An 18,042-nucleotide genomic window follows, 5' to 3' on the forward strand; every position below is an offset into this window, starting at 1 on the left:
TCACCTATATTTAGGCGGCTATGTCATGAAAAAAACTTTATTGGTAACTGTTCCAGCGATTCTCGCGATGAGTTCATCAGCTGTTTTTGCTGACGATCAACCATTAACTTGGGATATCTACGGTAAAATCAACGTATCGCTACAAAGCAATGATCTTGATGACGGCAACGGTTCACAGACTGACGTTGTGTCAAATTCTTCACGCTTTGGTATTCAAGGCGGCACCCAGTTAAATGATGATTTAGAAGTTATCTACAAACTTGAATGGCAAGTTGATTTAGCCGACCTTGGTGGCTCAGATAACTTGAAATCTCGTAACCAATACATTGGCTTGAAAGGTAACTTTGGTGAAATCACCATTGGCCGTCGCGACACCGTATTGAAGACGATTCAAGGCGATATCGATGTGTTTAGCGACTATGAGGCCGACGTGAAAGCCTTATTCGAAGGTGAAAATCGTCTGAGCAACACGGTGAGTTATTACTCACCAGCGTTTAATCAAGTTCGCTTCCAAGTGAGTTACACAGCAAGCGACGATCCACTGATCGACGACGGCATCTCTACCGCAATTAGTTACGGTGACGAAGGCCTTGATGACACGTCGTTCTATTTAGGCGGTGCGGTTGATCGTAAAGTTGATGGTTATGACATTGAACGGGTTGTCGGTTATACCAAGTTAGTCTCGACTATTGTTGGCCTCATGTGGCAACAACAAGAAAAAGTAGATGGCACTGCTGAAGCTGATGGTTATGTCGCAAGCATCAAGTATCCATACAACAACTTTACCTTCAAAGCACAATACCAGCGCATGGACTTTAGTGTTGACGGTGTTGAGAGTTCTATGGCGGCAGGTGTTGATTATAAACTGGGTAAAAACACCAAAGTTTATACGTGGTACACAGGCCGTGACTTAGATGCTATCGATGTTAACCAAAGCTATTTGGCTCTGGGTATCGAACATAAGTTCTAAGCAAGGTAAACTAAGGCCATCTTTTGACCTCAATTGGATTACAGTCGAGCGATGGCCAACTTTATCTTCATTGCGGGCTACGTTGTTATTGGCTTATTGCTACAACGTAGCCGGCAATTCCCGCAAAATACCGGACAAATTCTCAACGCTTACGTGATTTATGTTGCGTTGCCGGCCGTTGTATTACAAAAAATACCCAGTTTAACGTTTGGCAAAGAGCTACTATATCCAGCACTTATCCCTTGGCTATTACTAGCGCTGACAGTGCCTGTGTTGCTCGGTTTAAGCAAGTGGCTTAACTGGTCGCGTATGACCACTGGCGCGATGTTGATTGTGGTGCCACTTGGCAATACATCGTTTGTGGGTTTCCCAATGGTTGAAGCTTTTTTTGGGCCCGAGGGTATTCCATACGCGTTGTTATATGATCAACTCGGTTCGTTTTTCATTTTATCGATTTATGCCACTATCATTGCCGCTATTTACAGTCACGATCCGGGTGCTGATGCGAAGCGACCAAGTGCTGGCGCCATTGCACTGCGAATCGCCAAGTTCCCACCATTTATTGCGTTAGTCGTCGCATTGCTGTTGCGTGGTGTAGCTTATCCTGAGGTGATGAGCCAATTTATTGACTCACTGGCGATTACGTTGGTGCCCGTGATTATGGTTGCGGTTGGTTTTCAGTTGAAATTTAAACTTCCACAAGAAGACCGCGGGCCATTGTATTGGGCGCTTGGTTTAAAATTGATTGCCACACCGATTATTGCATTGGCTGTGCTCTATGGCTTTGGTCTTGACCAATTAGCCGTGCAAGTCACGATAATGGAAGCCGCCATGCCAGCAATGATTTCAGCTGGCGCATTAGCTATTATGGCAGGCTTAGCGCCGACTTTGTCAGCAGCTATTGTGGGCTATGGCGTGTTACTGTGCTTTGTGACGCTGCCACTCTGGTACACTTTTATTCAGTTTTTGTTGCCATAAACTCACCTTCGGCAACTTTCACCTGAAATGCTTCGCCCTGAGTCAGTTGCTCGGGGCTACGCACTAAGCTCCCGTCTGTTTTGCGCACAACTGCGTAGCCACGCTCAATGGTTTGCAGTGGGCTAACCATATGCAAACCTTGCGTGAGCGACTGAAAACGTTGCTGCTGTTGTTTGAGTAACTGCTGCATGGCGAGACTCAAACGCTGCTGCAACTGCTGCTGTTGCTGTTTCAATGGCGCAATTCGACGCTCTGGATGAACATTAATTAGGCGCTTATGTAATTGGATTTGGTTACTTTTGACCTGTTGTAGGTGGCGTTGCAACGCATTTTGCGTGCGCATTGACAGTTCGTCTAAGCGCTGACCATTTTGTTGCAACTGCCGTTGCGGATGCTGTTGTTGCAAACGTTGTGATAAATAGCCATGGTGTTGCGAGCGCTGTCGAAATTGGCGCAGCCAGGCTTGTTCAACGCGATGACTCAAATGTTGAATGCGCGCCAGAGTTTCACGTTGATCACGACTCACGAGTTCAGCCGCCGCCGATGGCGTTGGTGCGCGCACATCGGCAACAAAATCACAGATAGTAAAGTCAACTTCATGGCCGACAGCCGAAATCGTCGGAATCGGGCAACTGTGTAGTGCGTAAGCTAATTGTTCGTCGTTGAAACACCATAAATCTTCGAGTGAGCCGCCCCCACGAGCCATAATCAAAACATCGACTTCATCACGAGCAATGGCGCGCTGCAGCATATGTAGCAATTCACCGGTTGCCGCTTGGCCTTGCACCGAGCTTGGATAGATGATGACTTCAACACTTGGGTCACGGCGTTTTAATACCGCCAAAATATCGCGCACAGCCGCGCCGGTTGGTGAGGTAATCACCCCAACTTTCTTAATTGTTTCGGGTAAGGCTTGTTTATGTTCTGGGGCAAATAATCCTTCAGCTTGCAGCTTCGCTTTGAGTTGTTCGTATTTTTGTTGTAGCAAGCCAGCACCGGCATCTTCCATGTGTTCAATAATTAATTGATAGTCGCCGCGTGGTTCATACACAGTCAGTTTGGCCCGCACCAGCACTTGCATGCCGTGTTGCGGACGTAGTTTTACCCGTTGATTGGCATTACGAAACATCGCTGCGCGGATCTGCGCGCGCTCATCTTTTAGGGTAAAATACCAATGTCCTGAGCTTGGTGCTGCGAAGTTTGAAATTTCGCCAACCAGCCAAATCGAACCGAAGCCTTGCTCAAGCACCTGTCTTACCTCGGTATTCAGGCCAAAGACAGTAAAAATATGCGGTTGTTGCATGATAAAACCTCGGTAAGAATGAAAAAAATCAGTTTACTGAAAAGCCGTTTGCGAGTAAAATCTGCCCGCAACATTAAGTCAGCCAGTGAGATGTTGCCATGCTACGAATTGCTCAAGAAGCCCTAACCTTTGACGACGTTTTGCTCGTCCCCGGTCATTCAACCGTTTTACCGCATACAGCCGACCTGCGCACGCGTTTAACCCGTGGAATTGAACTCAATATTCCAATGGTTTCTGCGGCCATGGATACCGTAACTGAAGCCGCTCTAGCGATTGCCTTAGCGCAAGAAGGCGGGATTGGTTTTGTGCACAAAAACATGACCGTTGCAGAGCAAGCCGCACACGTTCGTAAAGTTAAAAAATACGAAAGCGGTATGGTGTCCGATCCAATCACAGTTAGCCCAGATACCACGCTTGGCGAAATCCGTGCGTTGGCAGTTGAACATGGCTTTCACGGTTTCCCAGTCGTTGAGAAATCAGGCGAATTGGTGGGTATTATCACCGGTCGCGATACACGTGCTGAGCGTGATGACAATCGCCTTGTTAGCTCCATTATGACGCAAAAAGACAAGCTGATTACCGTAAAAGAAAACGCGCAAAGCGAAGAAATTCTAAATTTAATGCATCAACACCGTATTGAAAAAATACTCGTGGTTGACGATGCGTTCCACTTGCGCGGCATGATTACCTTAAAAGATTTCACCAAGGCCGAAAACAAACCGAATGCATGTAAAGACGAACTGGGTCGTTTACGTGTAGGTGCCGCAGTTGGTGTTGGTCCAGGTACTGAAGAGCGGGTTGAAGCACTTGTAGAAGCCGGCGTAGACGTCTTATTGATTGATACCTCGCACGGTCACTCACAAGGTGTTATTGATCGTGTGACATGGGCACGTAAAACCTATCCTGATTTGCAAATCATTGCTGGTAACGTAGCGACCGGTGCTGGCGCGAAAGCACTCGCAGACGCCGGTGTTGATGCAGTGAAAGTTGGTATTGGTCCTGGCTCAATTTGTACGACGCGAATTGTAACTGGTTGTGGCGTACCACAAATTACCGCAATCTCTGACGCTGTTGATGCACTTAAAGGCACCAATATTCCAGTCATTGCTGACGGTGGTATCCGTTTCTCGGGTGATATCGCCAAAGCGATTGCCGCTGGCGCCGACTGCGTCATGGTTGGTAGCATGCTAGCCGGTACCGAAGAATCACCAGGCGAAGTTGAGCTGTACCAAGGGCGTTATTACAAATCATATCGCGGTATGGGCAGTATTGGCGCAATGAACCAACGTCATGGTTCATCAGACCGTTACTTCCAAGCAACCAACGAAGCCGAAAAGCTGGTTCCTGAAGGTATTGAAGGTCGTGTTGCTTACAAAGGCCCAATTGCCACCATTATTCACCAGCAAATGGGTGGATTACGTTCAGCGATGGGCTTAACTGGTTGTGCCAATATGAAAGAAATGCGCACCAAGCCGCAGTTTGTGAAAGTAACTGCTGCTGGTATGGGCGAATCTCATGTGCACGACGTGCAAATCACTAAAGAAGCTCCAAACTACCGGATGGGTTAAGCCAACATGCAAGATATTCATGCACATCGCATATTGATTTTAGATTTCGGCTCGCAGTACACGCAGTTAATTGCCCGCCGTATTCGTGAACTCGGCGTCTACTGTGAACTGTGGGCGTGGGATGTCAGCGAAGACGACATCCGTAACTTTAAACCGAACGGCATTATTTTGTCAGGCGGACCAGAATCGGTAACCGAAGCCAACTCGCCGCGCGCACCTGAGTATGTATTCGAGGCGGGCGTACCAGTATTTGGTATTTGCTACGGTATGCAAACCATGGCCGAGCAACTGGGCGGTAAAGTGCAAGGTTCACTCGAGCGTGAATTTGGCTATGCCCAGGTTGAGCGCATCGCACCGTGTCCGTTGTTCCACCACATTGAAGACAGTGTGCACGAAAGCGGCAACCCAGTGATTGATGTGTGGATGAGCCACGGTGATAAAGTCATTGAAGCACCTGCAGGCTTTGACATTGTCGCACAAACCCCGACCTGTCCAATCGCGGCAATGGCCGATGACAAACGTGATTTCTATGGTGTTCAGTTCCACCCAGAAGTGACCCACACGCGCCAAGGCATGCGCATTCTCGAACACTTTGTGGTTGAGATTTGCGAGTGTGAACGCAATTGGACTCCAGCGCACATCATTGATGACGCCGTTGCTCGTATTCGCGAACAAGTTGGTACCAACAAAGTCGTTTTAGGTTTGTCAGGTGGTGTTGATAGCTCAGTGACAGCTATGTTGTTGCACCGTGCCATCGGTGACCAACTAACCTGCGTATTTGTCGATAACGGTTTGCTGCGCTGGCAGGAAGCGGAGCAAGTCATGGAAATGTTTGGTGACCATTACGGCTTAAACATTGTCCATGTTGATGCGGAAAACCGTTTTCTTGACGCGCTTGCGGGAGAAAAAGATCCGGAAGCAAAACGCAAAATTATCGGCCGGGTATTTATCGAAATTTTCGACGAACAAGCCAGTCGCATCAAAGATGTATCGTTCTTAGCGCAAGGCACAATTTATCCAGACGTGATTGAGTCTGCGGGATCAAAAACCGGTAAAGCGCATGTGATTAAGTCACACCACAATGTCGGTGGCTTACCAGAAGATATGAAATTGAGCTTGGTTGAACCACTACGCGAATTGTTTAAAGACGAAGTGCGTAAAATTGGTTTAGAGCTCGGTTTGCCGTATGACATGTTGTATCGCCATCCATTCCCAGGCCCTGGCCTTGGTGTACGGGTGTTGGCGGAAGTGAAGAAAGAATATTGTGACTTATTGCGTCGCGCTGATCATATTTTCATCAGCGAACTACGTAACGCTGGTATTTATCACGACGTCAGCCAAGCGTTCGCGGTGTTCTTGCCGGTGCGCTCAGTTGGTGTAATGGGTGATGCTCGCAAATATGATTGGGTTATTGCACTACGTGCCGTTGAAACAATTGATTTTATGACTGCACGTTGGGCACATCTCCCGTATGAGTTGCTTGAAAAAGTATCGAACCGCATCATCAACGAAATAGATGGTATTTCGCGTGTCGTGTACGATATTTCTGGCAAACCGCCAGCGACCATTGAGTGGGAATAATGCGTGCTTAAGTGGCTTATAAGCTGGTCGTTAATTGGGTTGTTGCTCGGGTGTGCGCCCGAGCCGCAGCCGAGCCAGCTTGACGCCATCAAAGAGCGTGGGTTGTTGCGCGTAGGTACCTTACTTGGGCCAACCAGCTACTACCTTGATGCTGAAGGCGAAGCGGGCATTGAATATGTGCTCGCTAAACAATTTGCCGAAGAACTGGGCGTTGAGGTAGAGATGGTGTCGCGCTACAACGTGAAAAACCTTCTCAATTTGCTTGAGTCAGGCGAAGTCGATTTGCTTGCTGCCGGCTTGAATCGCACCGCGCAACGTGAACAGCGATTCCAATTTGGCCCACCTTATTTTGAAATATCTCAACGTGTTGTATTTAAACAAGGTGCTCGCGATCGGCCACGCAGCCTCGAGGAACTCGACGCTGAGCTAGTGGTTGTTGAAGGTTCAAGCCACCATGATTGGTTATTACAAATAGCCGAAGATTACCCTGAGCTTAAATGGCGCGCCACAGACGACCATGACGCGAATGAGTTACTGCGACAAGTGGTTGAAGGTGACATTGCCTATACCATTGCCGACAGTAATACCCTCGATGTGCAACGCCGCTATTATCCTGATTTGAGCGTTGCTTTTACTGTGCGTGACGACGTTGATATTGCATGGCTACTCAATCAACAAGTGGACGCTTCGTTATATGCCGAAGTGATTACCTTTTTCGGCAACCTTCGCCACTCTGGGCAATTATCACAGCTATTAGATCAGCATTTTGGCCACGTCGCCAACTTTAATTATGTTGATACCAGCCTGTTTATTGATGCCGTGCAAACGGTATTACCGAAATATCGCGATGTTTTTGAAAAACATGCAGGCGCGTTAGATTGGCGACTGCTGGCTGCGATAAGTTATCAAGAAAGTTTGTGGAATCCGCGTGCAATATCGCCTACTGGAGTGCGCGGCATGATGATGTTGACGCTACCAACCGCGAAAGCCATGGGTGTTGCCAGTCGGTTGAATCCTGAGCAAAGCATTCAGGGTGGTGCGCGCTATTTTGAGCGTATGTTACAACGCATACCGGCGCGAATTCCGGAGCCCGATCGGATTTGGTTTGCGCTCGCGGCATATAATATTGGTTACGGCCATTTGGAAGATGCACGCATTTTAACGCAGCAGCAAGGCGGCGATGCCGACCGCTGGATTGATGTGCGAAAACGTCTACCTTTATTAAGACAGAAACAGTTTTATCGACAAACCCGCTTTGGGTTTGCACGTGGTGATGAACCGGTGCGATACGTAGGGAACATACGTCGCTATTATGACACCTTGGTGTGGCTCGATAATCGAGGACGGATACCAGCCAAACCTATGGAAATCACGGTTCCTGAAGGGAGCGGTGATGGAGTCAACTGATGCGTAATAAGAGTCGTCGATTAGTATCGCCAGAGCGTCGCCGCGCCTGGTTACGTAAACAACGCCATTTGCAAACCGAACGCCGGCAAAAGTGGTTTCGTTTAACTGAAAAGCAAGATTAATAGCCCTAAAATTTTTGGAGACTTGTCTGTGGAAATAGTACGCGGTGCTCCCGCTTTGTCTGAATTTCGAACTGAGAAATTATTGCAGCGCCTGCAAAATGCTGAGCTTCCGGTAACCGAAGTGTATGCCGAGTTTATGCATTTTGTTGATGTCGAACAGACGCTCGATGATGAAGCGACAACAGTTCTGACCAAATTGCTGACCTATGGACCAGCGCTCGCGGCGCATATTCCAGAAGGCAACCTGTTAGTTGTTGTGCCACGCCAAGGTACGATTTCACCATGGTCTTCAAAGGCAACAGATATTGCTCACAACTGTGGCCTTACCCAAATTCACCGGATTGAACGTGGTATTGCTTATTATTTGTCGGGTGAGTTAACCGCGGCACAACTACAACAAGCGGCCGCGCTTATTCACGACCGTATGACTGAGATGGTCTTGCGCGACCTCGATGAAGCACAAGTATTATTCCATGAAGCGGAGCCAGCAAAACTGAAGAGTATCGATATTCTTCAGGGCGGTCGCGACGCACTGCAACGCGCAAATATCGATATGGGCCTTGCGCTTGCAGATGACGAAATTGATTATCTTTTTGAAAACTTTAGTGCACTAAAACGAAATCCGAACGACATTGAACTGTATATGTTTGCGCAAGCGAACTCAGAGCATTGTCGTCACAAAATCTTTAACGCTGATTGGACTATCGATGGCAAAGAACAACTGAAGTCGTTGTTCAAAATGATCAAGAATACCTTCGAGGTCACGCCAGAAAACGTTTTATCCGCTTATAAAGATAATGCGGCAGTTATGGTCGGTTCGGAAGCCGGGCGTTTTTATCCATATCCAGCAGGCACCAGTGCCGCAGGCGAGTACAGCTACTTCCACGAACCTGTGCACATTCTGATGAAGGTGGAAACGCACAACCATCCAACAGCTATTTCACCGTATCCAGGGGCCGCAACAGGTTCTGGCGGTGAGATTCGTGACGAAGGTGCAACTGGTCGCGGTTCTAAGCCAAAGGCTGGCTTGGTTGGTTTTAGCGTTTCTAACTTACGTATTCCGGGCTTTGAGCAGCCTTGGGAAGAAGATTTCGGCAAGCCTGACCGCATTGTGACCGCGCTTGATATCATGCTTGAGGGCCCTCTGGGTGGCGCAGCTTTCAATAACGAATTCGGTCGTCCAGCTCTAACAGGCTATTTCCGTACTTACGAAGAAAAAGTCACCAGCCACAATGGTGAAGAGATTCGTGGTTACCACAAGCCAATCATGATTGCTGGCGGTATGGGTAATATCCGCGAGCAACACGTCGAGAAAGGTGAGATTCCAGTCGGCGCAAAATTAGTCGTACTTGGCGGCCCAGCGATGAACATCGGTTTGGGTGGCGGTGCCGCATCGTCAATGACCTCTGGTACCTCTAGCGAAGATCTTGATTTCGCGTCGGTACAGCGGGATAACCCTGAAATGGAGCGCCGTTGCCAAGAAGTCATTGACCGTTGCTGGCAGCTTGGTGACAAGAACCCAATTGCCTTTATTCACGATGTCGGTGCTGGCGGTTTATCGAATGCGATGCCGGAGCTGGTGAGTGATGGTGGTCGTGGTGGTAACTTTGAACTACGCAAAGTACCCAACGATGAACCAGGTATGTCGCCACTGGAGATTTGGTGTAACGAATCGCAAGAACGCTATGTGATGGCCATTGCGCCAGAGCGTATGGACGTATTTGAAGAAATTTGTAAGCGCGAACGCGCACCGTTTGCCGTGATTGGCGAAGCAACTGAAGCTGAGCACCTGATCTTAACCGACGAACATTTCGGTGATAAGCCAATCGATTTACCGTTGAACGTATTACTTGGCAAGCCACCGAAAATGCATCGCGATGTGACCACGAAGCAAGTAAAAGGTGATGCTATTGATCGCGACGGTATTAAACTCAGCGAGGCCGCGAAACGCTTATTACGTTTGCCCGCGATTGCGGAAAAAACCTTCCTGATCACCATTGGTGACCGCACTGTCACCGGCTTGGTTGCTCGTGATCAAATGGTTGGCCCGTGGCAGATCCCAGTTGCTGACGTGGCGGTAACCGCTGCCAGCTATGACACTTATGCCGGTGAAGCCATGGCGATGGGCGAGCGTACACCGTTAGCATTGTTGAACTATGCAGCGTCTGCACGTATGGCCGTCGGTGAGTCACTGACCAACATTGCCGCAGCTGATATTGGCGATCTGAAATTCGTGAAGCTTTCTGCTAACTGGATGGCGGCAGCGGGGCATCCGGGTGAAGATGCTGGCCTTTATGAAGCCGTAAAAGCAGTGGGCGAAGAATTATGTCCGGCACTGGGGATTACTATTCCAGTGGGTAAAGACTCAATGTCGATGAAAACCCAATGGCAAGATGAGCAGGGCGCGAAGGCGGTAACCGCGCCATTAAGCCTCGTCATTACTGCGTTTGGCCGTGTTCGCGATGTACGTCGCACGCTGACGCCGCAACTGCGCATGGACAAAGGCGATAGTAAGTTACTCTTAATTGACCTAGGGCGCGGCAAAAACCGCCTTGGCGGCTCAGCTTTAGCGCAAGTTTATCGTCAGTTAGGCGATGTCACGCCAGACGTTGATAACCCTGAAATTTTGAAAGGTTTCTTCGACGCAACGCAACAGCTTATTCATGACAAGAAGTTGATGGCCTACCATGACCGCTCAGACGGCGGTTTGTTTACAACTGTGGCGGAAATGGCATTTGCCGGTCACTGTGGTGTTGAAGTCGCGCTTGATAATCTGGGCGATGACGACTTAGCAGCTTTGTTCAGTGAAGAACTCGGCGCTGTGGTGCAAGTGAGTGTTGAAGAACTTGAGCACGTGCAAAAAGTTTATGCTGAGCATGGCCTCGAAGACTGTGTTCACGTGATTGGGCGTCCGGTGCGTGAAGACGTCGTGCGCTTTAACCGCAATGGTGAAGAAGTGCTTTCTCACTTACGTAGCCACTACCGCGCTATTTGGGCAGAAACAACGCATCAAATGCAGCGTATGCGTGATAACCCCGCTTGCGCTGACGAAGAGTTTGAAGCCAAACAAAACTTGAACGATCCAGGTTTGTTTGCCGATTTGTCATTTGATGTTAGTGAGGATATTGCAGCGCCTTATATCAATACTGGGCGTGACCCAATGGTGGCTATCCTGCGCGAGCAGGGCGTAAACTCTCACGTCGAGATGGCGGCAGCGTTTGATCGCGCAGGTTTTGCAGCGATTGACGTGCACATGAGCGATATCTTAAGTGGTCGAGTGAGCCTTGAGAAATTCAATGGTCTGGTTGCCTGTGGCGGCTTCTCGTACGGTGACGTGCTGGGCGCCGGTGAAGGTTGGGCGAAATCAATTTTGTTCAACAACCGTGCGCGTGATGAGTTTGCGTCATTCTTTGAACGCAACAAAACCTTTGCGTTAGGTGTGTGTAACGGCTGCCAAATGTTATCAAACCTGAAAGAGTTGATTCCAGGCGCTGAAGCTTGGCCGCACTTTGTGACGAACCGCTCAGAACGCTTTGAAGCACGTTTCAGCCTAGTTGAAGTGCAACAAAACAACTCGTTGTTCTTTGAAGGTATGGCCGGCTCGCGTATGCCAATTGCGGTTTCACACGGTGAAGGCCGTGCTGAATTCAAAGGTAGCGATTTAGCGACAGTGAATGCTGAAGGCTTAGTGACCATGCGTTATATCAATAACCGTGGCGACATCGCAAGCACTTACCCGGCTAACCCAAATGGGTCGCCAGAGGGGATTACCGGCTTAACTACGAAAGACGGCCGAGTATCGATTATGATGCCGCACCCTGAGCGTGTGTTCCGTACCGTTGCTAACAGCTGGCACCCTGATGAGTGGGGTGAAGATAGCCCTTGGATGCGCATGTTCCGTAACGCGCGCGTCTATTTAGGCTAAGTTGACGCAATCGAAAAGCCCGGTTTCTAAACCGGGCTTTTTTCTAAATAACTAACTAACTAACTAACTACCGGCGTTGACGAAAAAACTGCCGCAAGATATCACCGCATTCGTCGGCAAGTACACCACCGATCACTTCAATTTTGTGATTCATACTCGGATGATTTATCACCTCAATGGCTGTTCCAGTGGCACCAGTGCGCGGGTCATTGGCGCCGTAGACTAAGGTTTTCACCCGTGCATGGGTCATCATGCCTGCACACATTGCGCAAGGCTCAAGCGTGACATAAAGCGTTGTATCGACGAGGCGATAGTTACCTAAACGCTGCCCGGCAGCGCGAATGGCCTGAGCTTCAGCATGCGCTGAAGGGTCATTGAGCGTAATAACCTGATTGAAACCTTCGCCAATAATTTCATCATTCAATACTAGCACCGCACCCACGGGTACTTCGTCATATTGCTCGGCCGCAATTTGGGCGAGCTCGAGCGCTCGTTGCATATAATGTTCGTGATTCATAAGCTACTGTTGCAGTCGATCGATGTGCGCATCATAAAAAAAAGCCCCCGCAGATGCGAGGGCTTTGTTCAAACATAATCCAAATTAGAACTTGTAGTTAATGCCTAAGCGCATTTCCCAAAGTGATGGACCAGTTTCACGTGATTGTGGGCTTGGCTGGTTAAACTGCTCATAAACCAAGTTGTATTCGTCATCAAGAGATGCGTCTACGATTTGCTCGATTTGTGGGAAGCCTGCTTGATACAACACGCCCCAGTCGCTGTTCAACAAGTTACCAACGTTTTCAATAACGAAGAACATGTTCGCTTTGTGACCGTCAGCAAACCCTGGAAGTTCTTGGGTTACTTTCAGGTCAAATTTGTTCCACCAGCTGCTGTAGAAGCTGTTACGTGGAGCAATACCGCCAGCATATTTATCTAAGCCGCTTTCTTGGATATATGCGAAGAACGCATCAGTATCAAAGTCTGGGCCAAAGATAACTTTGCTGTCGTCAGCACCAGTTGGTACGTACAACAATTGACGGTTACCAGTGTCACCGAACAGGTCACGACCGTTTAAGCCGAAGCTATATGGACGACCTTTGTTCGCTTGACCGAACAAGCTGAAACGAGTCTCTAAACCATCGAAGAACTCAACACCATAGTTAACACGTAAAGTGAAACGATGTGGAATTTCGTAGTTCGCTGGAGCAGACGCATAGTAGTTCATGTCTGAAGTCGCAGTTTGCGAGAAGTTAGAACCAGCTACTGATGAGCTCATTGACTGAGACTCTTCTGAATCGGTGTATGCATAAGCTACCGACCAGTCAAGACCGAAGTCATAAGAGTGGCTCAACGCAAGTGACAAGTTCAACTGGCTACCAGCATCGTCAGCATTGGTTAACTGATAATCACCTTCACGACCATTCGGGTTGGTGTACACAGGACGACCGTCAGATGCCACGCCAACTTGCTCGAATGCTAAGTCGATGATTGCTGCAGAGTCTTTACGCTTGGTGTAAAGAATGTCACCCATCAAGACCATTTGGTTTTCAAAGGTGTAAGTTGCACCTAATGCGTATTTCCACTCGCTTGGAATTTCGAAGTTCGGGTCAAACGAGTTCACTGGGCTGTTGCCGCTAGCGTTAGCAACTGCATCGTACATTGATTGTGGTACGTCGTAGAATGGACGGCCGCTACCTGACAAATCAACAGCGTTCAAATCAACGCCACGCTCTTGCAATTGGATTTGCGTAATACCATCGTTTTGATAGTTGTTTGCAATCCAAACGTTCGGGTTACCACCTGAGTAAAGACCGAAACCACCACGTACTTCTAACTCAAGCGTTGGTTTCCAGTTGAAACCGACACGTGGTTGTAATAAACCTTCGCCATCGAAGTTGGTTGAGTTGCTGTAACCATACAAATCGATGAAGTTTTGGTTTTCACGTGGCAAGTCATCGCTGGTGTACCAGTCGTAACGAAGACCGTAAGTCAACGTCAAGTCTTGCTCGTACATGTAGTATTCGTCTTGTACGTAAAGGGTATTGATTTCGTACTGGAACGCACCTGCTGCTTCTTCAGGGTTGTTGGTGCCAGCAGCGCTACCGTAGTAGATACGGTCAACGATACCTTGACGGAACAAGTCGATAGCTGCATTTGGATCGTTGCTATCACGTGGAATATAGATGCGGTATTCACCACCACGTGCGTGCTGCACGAATAGGTTGTATACGTCTAACTCTTCACGTTCGAAACCAGCGGTAATAACGTGGTCACCCATGAAGTAGTTACCAGCTAACTTGATGTAGCGCGTATCGTAGTAAAGCTTGTTCGCTTGACGCGAGTCATCAGCACCTAAGAATACAGTTGCGCTATCTTCGATACCGTCGTTGTCGTGGTCAAAACGAGTTTCGATTTGAACTTCACCGAAATCTTTTGGACCCAAAGTAACTTGGCGGTTATCAACTTTCTGGTAGCCAGCACGAACTTCAGTTGAGAAGTTATCTGTCCAGTTTGAGTAGAATTCACCAACGTATGAAGTTAACTCAGTACCACGGTCATAGTAGTGGTTTGAGAATTCATATGCCCAAGAATCTGACTGACGGATGTTACCGCCGTCGTTCCAGTTGTAAGTGAACGCTGCACGGTGCGCATCGTTGATCTGCCAGTCTAATTTAAGCAACAATTTCTCGTCTTCTACTGGTGCAGAAGCGATTGGGTCGCCAACTTCATAGCCGTAAACTTCACGAGCGATTTGTGCAATTTCGTCTACCTGTGCTTGCGACACACCATAGATTGGGTTACCTGCAGTTGGGTCATCGCCAGCGCCGTTATCAAACTTCACCGCACCTTCGTATTTTTCATACGCAGCGAAGAAGAATAATTGGTCTTCTAAGATTGGACCACCAACACTGAAGCCGTAGCGTTTTTCGTTGAAGTCGCCTTGCTCAAGTTTGGTATCTTCAATTTTGTCACCACGCATATCTTGGTTGGTGTAATCGAAGAAAACGCTTCCGTGGAATTCGTTCTGACCAGACTTGGTTACAGCGTTGATGTTACATGCGGTAAAACCACCGTATTTCACATCAAATGGTGCTAATTCAACAGCAACCTGCTCGATGGCATCATAAGCAAACGGCATACGCTCAGTTGGGTAACCATTTGAGTTCAAGCCGAAGTTGTCGTTCATACGAACGCCGTCAACAGTCAAGCTGTTGAAACGTGGGTTTGCACCACCACACTGAATACCATCACCGTAGGTTTCATCGATATAGATACGTGGGTCGATACGCACGATATCTTTGATGTCACGGTTGATAGCTGGCGCTTCTTCAAGGTCACGCAAGCTGAAGTTGCTTGCTGGGCCGGTGCCGCCATAGTTGTTGTTCAACATTGAGGTGCCAGTTACAGCAATACGCTCAACATTGCTTTCAACCATCAGGTTAACGTTCGCCGTTTCACCCAAGGTTAAGTAAACTTCTTGTTCTTTGGTCGCGCCAGTTGTTGGGTCAGTTACCGTGATAACGTATGGACCGCCAACAGCCAAACCACGAGCAGAGAAAGTACCTGTCTCGTTGGTTGTTAAAGTACGCGATGCGCCAGTACGCGTATCGGTAATTACTACTTCAGCGTTAGCCAGCGTGCTGCCGGTATTTGAAGTAATAACACCACGCAATGCAGAGGCTGTGTCTTGCGCATATGCAGTGGCCGAAAGGCCCATTGCGATAGCAACAGCTGCTGCGATACGTGTTTGTTTGCAGTTAAACATGTTGATGTTTCCCTTGGGTTGTGGTTTTACAGTAAGAAAAAACTTCTGGATTGGTTGGCTCGAACGAAGCGTTCTTTGCCGAATTAGAGTTTGAGTTGTTTACGACTACAGAATGAATAAATGAGGTAACAGAAGAAATGATGAACAACGAAAAACATACACACCAACGACAGGAATTGCTCCAATATCGTTGCATGCGATAAGTTGAATTTCGCCACCCGTGACTCATTTTTTCGTCCTATAACCTAGACAATGACGAGATCAGGTAAAAACTGCAATATAATGACCTGAATCCACCGATGTGGATTTATAGCATCGTACTGTGTCAAAAATATGACACTATTTTACGCAATATTTTTTACAATTGCATCGTATAAATTGAACCTTTATGCTTTTTGTCTGTCGTAGCATGCCCGCAAAAGGATAGTTCGTTCCGATGAAATTCCGTACAGCCCTTATTTTATCTTTCTCTGCGCTTTATTTAGCAGGATGCGATATGCCCCCAGAAAAAATTTCAGAGCCCGCTTCACTGCGCGTTGCCACGTTTAACGTGAGCATGGATGCCAGTAATTATTTATCGAATGACCAAGTGCAAACCCAAGGCGCCACCGCGCTTACTGATGCTTTAGCGCAGCAACACCCACAAATCAAAGCCATTGCTGAAATTATTCAGCACACGCGCCCAGATGTTTTAGTGTTGAATGAGTTCGATTATGTTGATGCGAGTCAAGGTGTTGATGTTTTTCGCCGCGACTACCTGCAACAAAGTCAGAACGGGGAATCGCCAATTGATTACCCATATGTATATTTAGCGCCGGTGAACACCGGTGTGCCAAGCCCATTTGATTTAAGCGGTGATGGCGTGGCCAGTGGCACCGGCAATGATGCCTGGGGCTTTGGTTGGTATCCGGGCCAATACGGTATGGTGCTGCTATCTAAATATCCAATTCAAACCGACGCAGTGCGCACGTTCCAACTATTCAAGTGGAAAGACATGCCGGGTGCGCTAGCACCGTTGCAACCGAATACGTCAGAACCATTTTATAGTGCAGAAGCTTGGCAACAATTTCGACTAAGCTCAAAGTCGCACTGGGATGTACCGATTGAAGTCAAAGGGCACCAATTGCATCTTTTGGTTAGTCACCCAACGCCACCGGTGTTTGATGGTAAAGAAGATCGTAACGGCCGTCGGAACTTCGATGAGATTCGTTTCTGGGCTGACTACATTCAGCCACATCTTAGTGACTATATTTATGATGACAATGGCACGAAAGGTGGGCTAGGCGAACAACAGGCGTTTGTGATTGCCGGCGATTTAAATGCATCTGTTGAGAGCGAGGACAATGTACCTGGCGCGATTGCACAATTATTAGAGCATCCGTTAGTCAATGCTGAACAGACGCCAACGAGTGTGGGCGGCGCGCAACATACCCCTGATAATCAGCAAGCCGCAACGCATACCGCTGGTTGGCGCAAACGCGCCGATTACGTGTTGCCATCGGTATATGGTATCGAATTAATTCAATCAGGTGTGTTCTGGCCTGCCGCTGGTGATCCGAAAGCAGAACTGGTGCAAACGCGAGGTGCTTCTTCTGATCATCGACTGGTGTGGATAGACATTCAATTAAAATAAATGACACAAATTTGGTGAGTTTCATAAAAGTGTCATAAAGTATCGTGATAATCAGCCGTGCCAAAAACAAATTTAGGTGACGCAGATGTCCAGAAAGATACTGATTGTTGAAGATGAAGCGCCGATTCGCGAAATGCTCAGCTTTGTCATGGAACAGCACGGCTATCAAGCAATTGAAGCGGGTGATTATCAAGCCGCTCTAGAAAAGGTTGTTGAGCCTTTTCCAGATATGATTTTACTCGACTGGATGATTCCAGGTGGCTCTGGTATTCAGTTAGCGAAGAAGCTAAAAGGCGATGATTTTACCCGCGCTATCCCAATTATCATGCTCACCGCCCGTGGTGAAGAAGAAGATAAAGTGCGTGGCCTAGAAGTGGGCGCCGATGATTACATGACTAAGCCGTTTTCACCGAAAGAACTCATGGCGCGCATGCGTGCGGTGTTTCGTCGGGTTGCCCCAACGGCGCTTGATGAACCGCTTGAGATTGAAGGTTTGCGTTTAGATCCGGTATCGCATCGAGTGACAGCATATAACGATCGGCTTGATATGGGACCAACCGAATTTAAATTACTCCACTTCTTTATGACGCACCCTGATCGGGTGTATAGTCGAGAGCAGTTACTAGATCATGTTTGGGGAACCAACGTATATGTTGAGGACCGCACTGTCGATGTTCACATTCGTCGCCTTCGCAAAGCGTTGGAAGCGCATGGACATGATCGCTTGGTACAAACCGTACGCGGTGTCGGTTACCGTTTTTCAAAAAGCTAAACGGAGCCGACCTTAAG

At 48.1% G+C, this 18,042-nt stretch carries 12 protein-coding genes; 9 read left to right on the plus strand and 3 right to left on the minus strand.

Annotated elements, in window-relative coordinates; all coding sequences use genetic code 11:
- Positions 1–25: 25 nt before the first annotated feature.
- On the plus strand, positions 26–970 hold the full coding sequence (locus tag CWI82_RS10710; RefSeq protein WP_092858402.1) for a porin: 945 nt from the start codon (positions 26–28) through the stop codon (positions 968–970).
- A gap of 51 nt (positions 971–1,021) precedes the next feature.
- Positions 1,022–1,948 carry an AEC family transporter gene (locus CWI82_RS10715; RefSeq protein ID WP_092858400.1) on the plus strand — a complete coding sequence of 309 codons (927 nt, stop codon included), beginning with the start codon at positions 1,022–1,024 and terminating at the stop codon, positions 1,946–1,948.
- Here the strand turns inward: CWI82_RS10715 and xseA are convergent.
- Positions 1,926–3,251: an exodeoxyribonuclease VII large subunit gene (xseA, locus tag CWI82_RS10720; protein WP_092858398.1), complete on the minus strand. Its 1,326-nt coding sequence runs from the start codon at positions 3,249–3,251 to the stop codon at positions 1,926–1,928. The two genes, CWI82_RS10715 and xseA, sit on opposite strands and share 23 nt — an antisense overlap.
- Before the next feature lie 98 nt (positions 3,252–3,349).
- Between xseA and guaB the strand changes: the two genes are divergently transcribed.
- The 5 genes from guaB to purL are packed head-to-tail and all read left to right on the plus strand — an operon-like array spanning position 3,350 to position 11,854.
- Positions 3,350–4,819, plus strand: coding sequence for an IMP dehydrogenase (gene guaB / locus CWI82_RS10725; protein WP_092858396.1), 1,470 nt, complete (start codon positions 3,350–3,352; stop codon positions 4,817–4,819).
- Between the two features lie 6 nt (positions 4,820–4,825).
- A complete protein-coding gene (gene guaA, locus CWI82_RS10730) occupies positions 4,826–6,400 on the plus strand; it encodes a glutamine-hydrolyzing GMP synthase (protein ID WP_092858394.1) in 1,575 nt (524 codons plus the stop codon).
- 3 nt (positions 6,401–6,403) lie between these two features.
- A complete protein-coding gene (mltF, locus tag CWI82_RS10735) occupies positions 6,404–7,807 on the plus strand; it encodes a membrane-bound lytic murein transglycosylase MltF (protein WP_130203530.1) in 1,404 nt (467 codons plus the stop codon).
- Positions 7,807–7,929 carry a hypothetical protein gene (locus tag CWI82_RS11515; RefSeq protein ID WP_267899179.1) on the plus strand — a complete coding sequence of 41 codons (123 nt, stop codon included), beginning with the start codon at positions 7,807–7,809 and terminating at the stop codon, positions 7,927–7,929. The genes mltF and CWI82_RS11515 overlap by 1 nt, the downstream gene beginning before the upstream one ends.
- A gap of 28 nt (positions 7,930–7,957) precedes the next feature.
- A complete protein-coding gene (gene purL, locus CWI82_RS10740) occupies positions 7,958–11,854 on the plus strand; it encodes a phosphoribosylformylglycinamidine synthase (protein WP_130203531.1) in 3,897 nt (1,298 codons plus the stop codon).
- 67 nt (positions 11,855–11,921) lie between these two features.
- On the opposite strand, the gene tadA is transcribed toward purL, so the two are convergent.
- Positions 11,922–12,371, minus strand: coding sequence for a tRNA adenosine(34) deaminase TadA (gene tadA, locus CWI82_RS10745; RefSeq protein WP_130203532.1), 450 nt, complete (start codon positions 12,369–12,371; stop codon positions 11,922–11,924).
- 84 nt (positions 12,372–12,455) lie between these two features.
- Entirely contained in the window at positions 12,456–15,620 is a 3,165-nt protein-coding gene (locus CWI82_RS10750) for a TonB-dependent receptor (protein ID WP_130203533.1), read from the minus strand.
- Positions 15,621–16,116: 496 nt separating this feature from the next.
- Here CWI82_RS10750 and CWI82_RS10755 point away from each other — a divergent pair, with 496 nt between their 5' ends.
- Both CWI82_RS10755 and phoB read left to right on the plus strand, forming a co-directional pair.
- The gene (locus CWI82_RS10755; RefSeq protein ID WP_233340258.1) at positions 16,117–17,253 is read left to right on the plus strand and encodes an endonuclease/exonuclease/phosphatase family protein; all 1,137 of its coding nucleotides are present in this window, start codon (positions 16,117–16,119) and stop codon (positions 17,251–17,253) included.
- A gap of 85 nt (positions 17,254–17,338) precedes the next feature.
- A complete protein-coding gene (gene phoB, locus CWI82_RS10760) occupies positions 17,339–18,025 on the plus strand; it encodes a phosphate regulon transcriptional regulator PhoB (RefSeq protein WP_130203535.1) in 687 nt (228 codons plus the stop codon).
- Positions 18,026–18,042 lie beyond the last annotated feature (17 nt).

The sequence above is a fragment of the Pseudidiomarina tainanensis genome, from assembly GCF_004214835.1.
Lineage (GTDB): Bacteria > Pseudomonadota > Gammaproteobacteria > Enterobacterales > Alteromonadaceae > Pseudidiomarina > Pseudidiomarina tainanensis.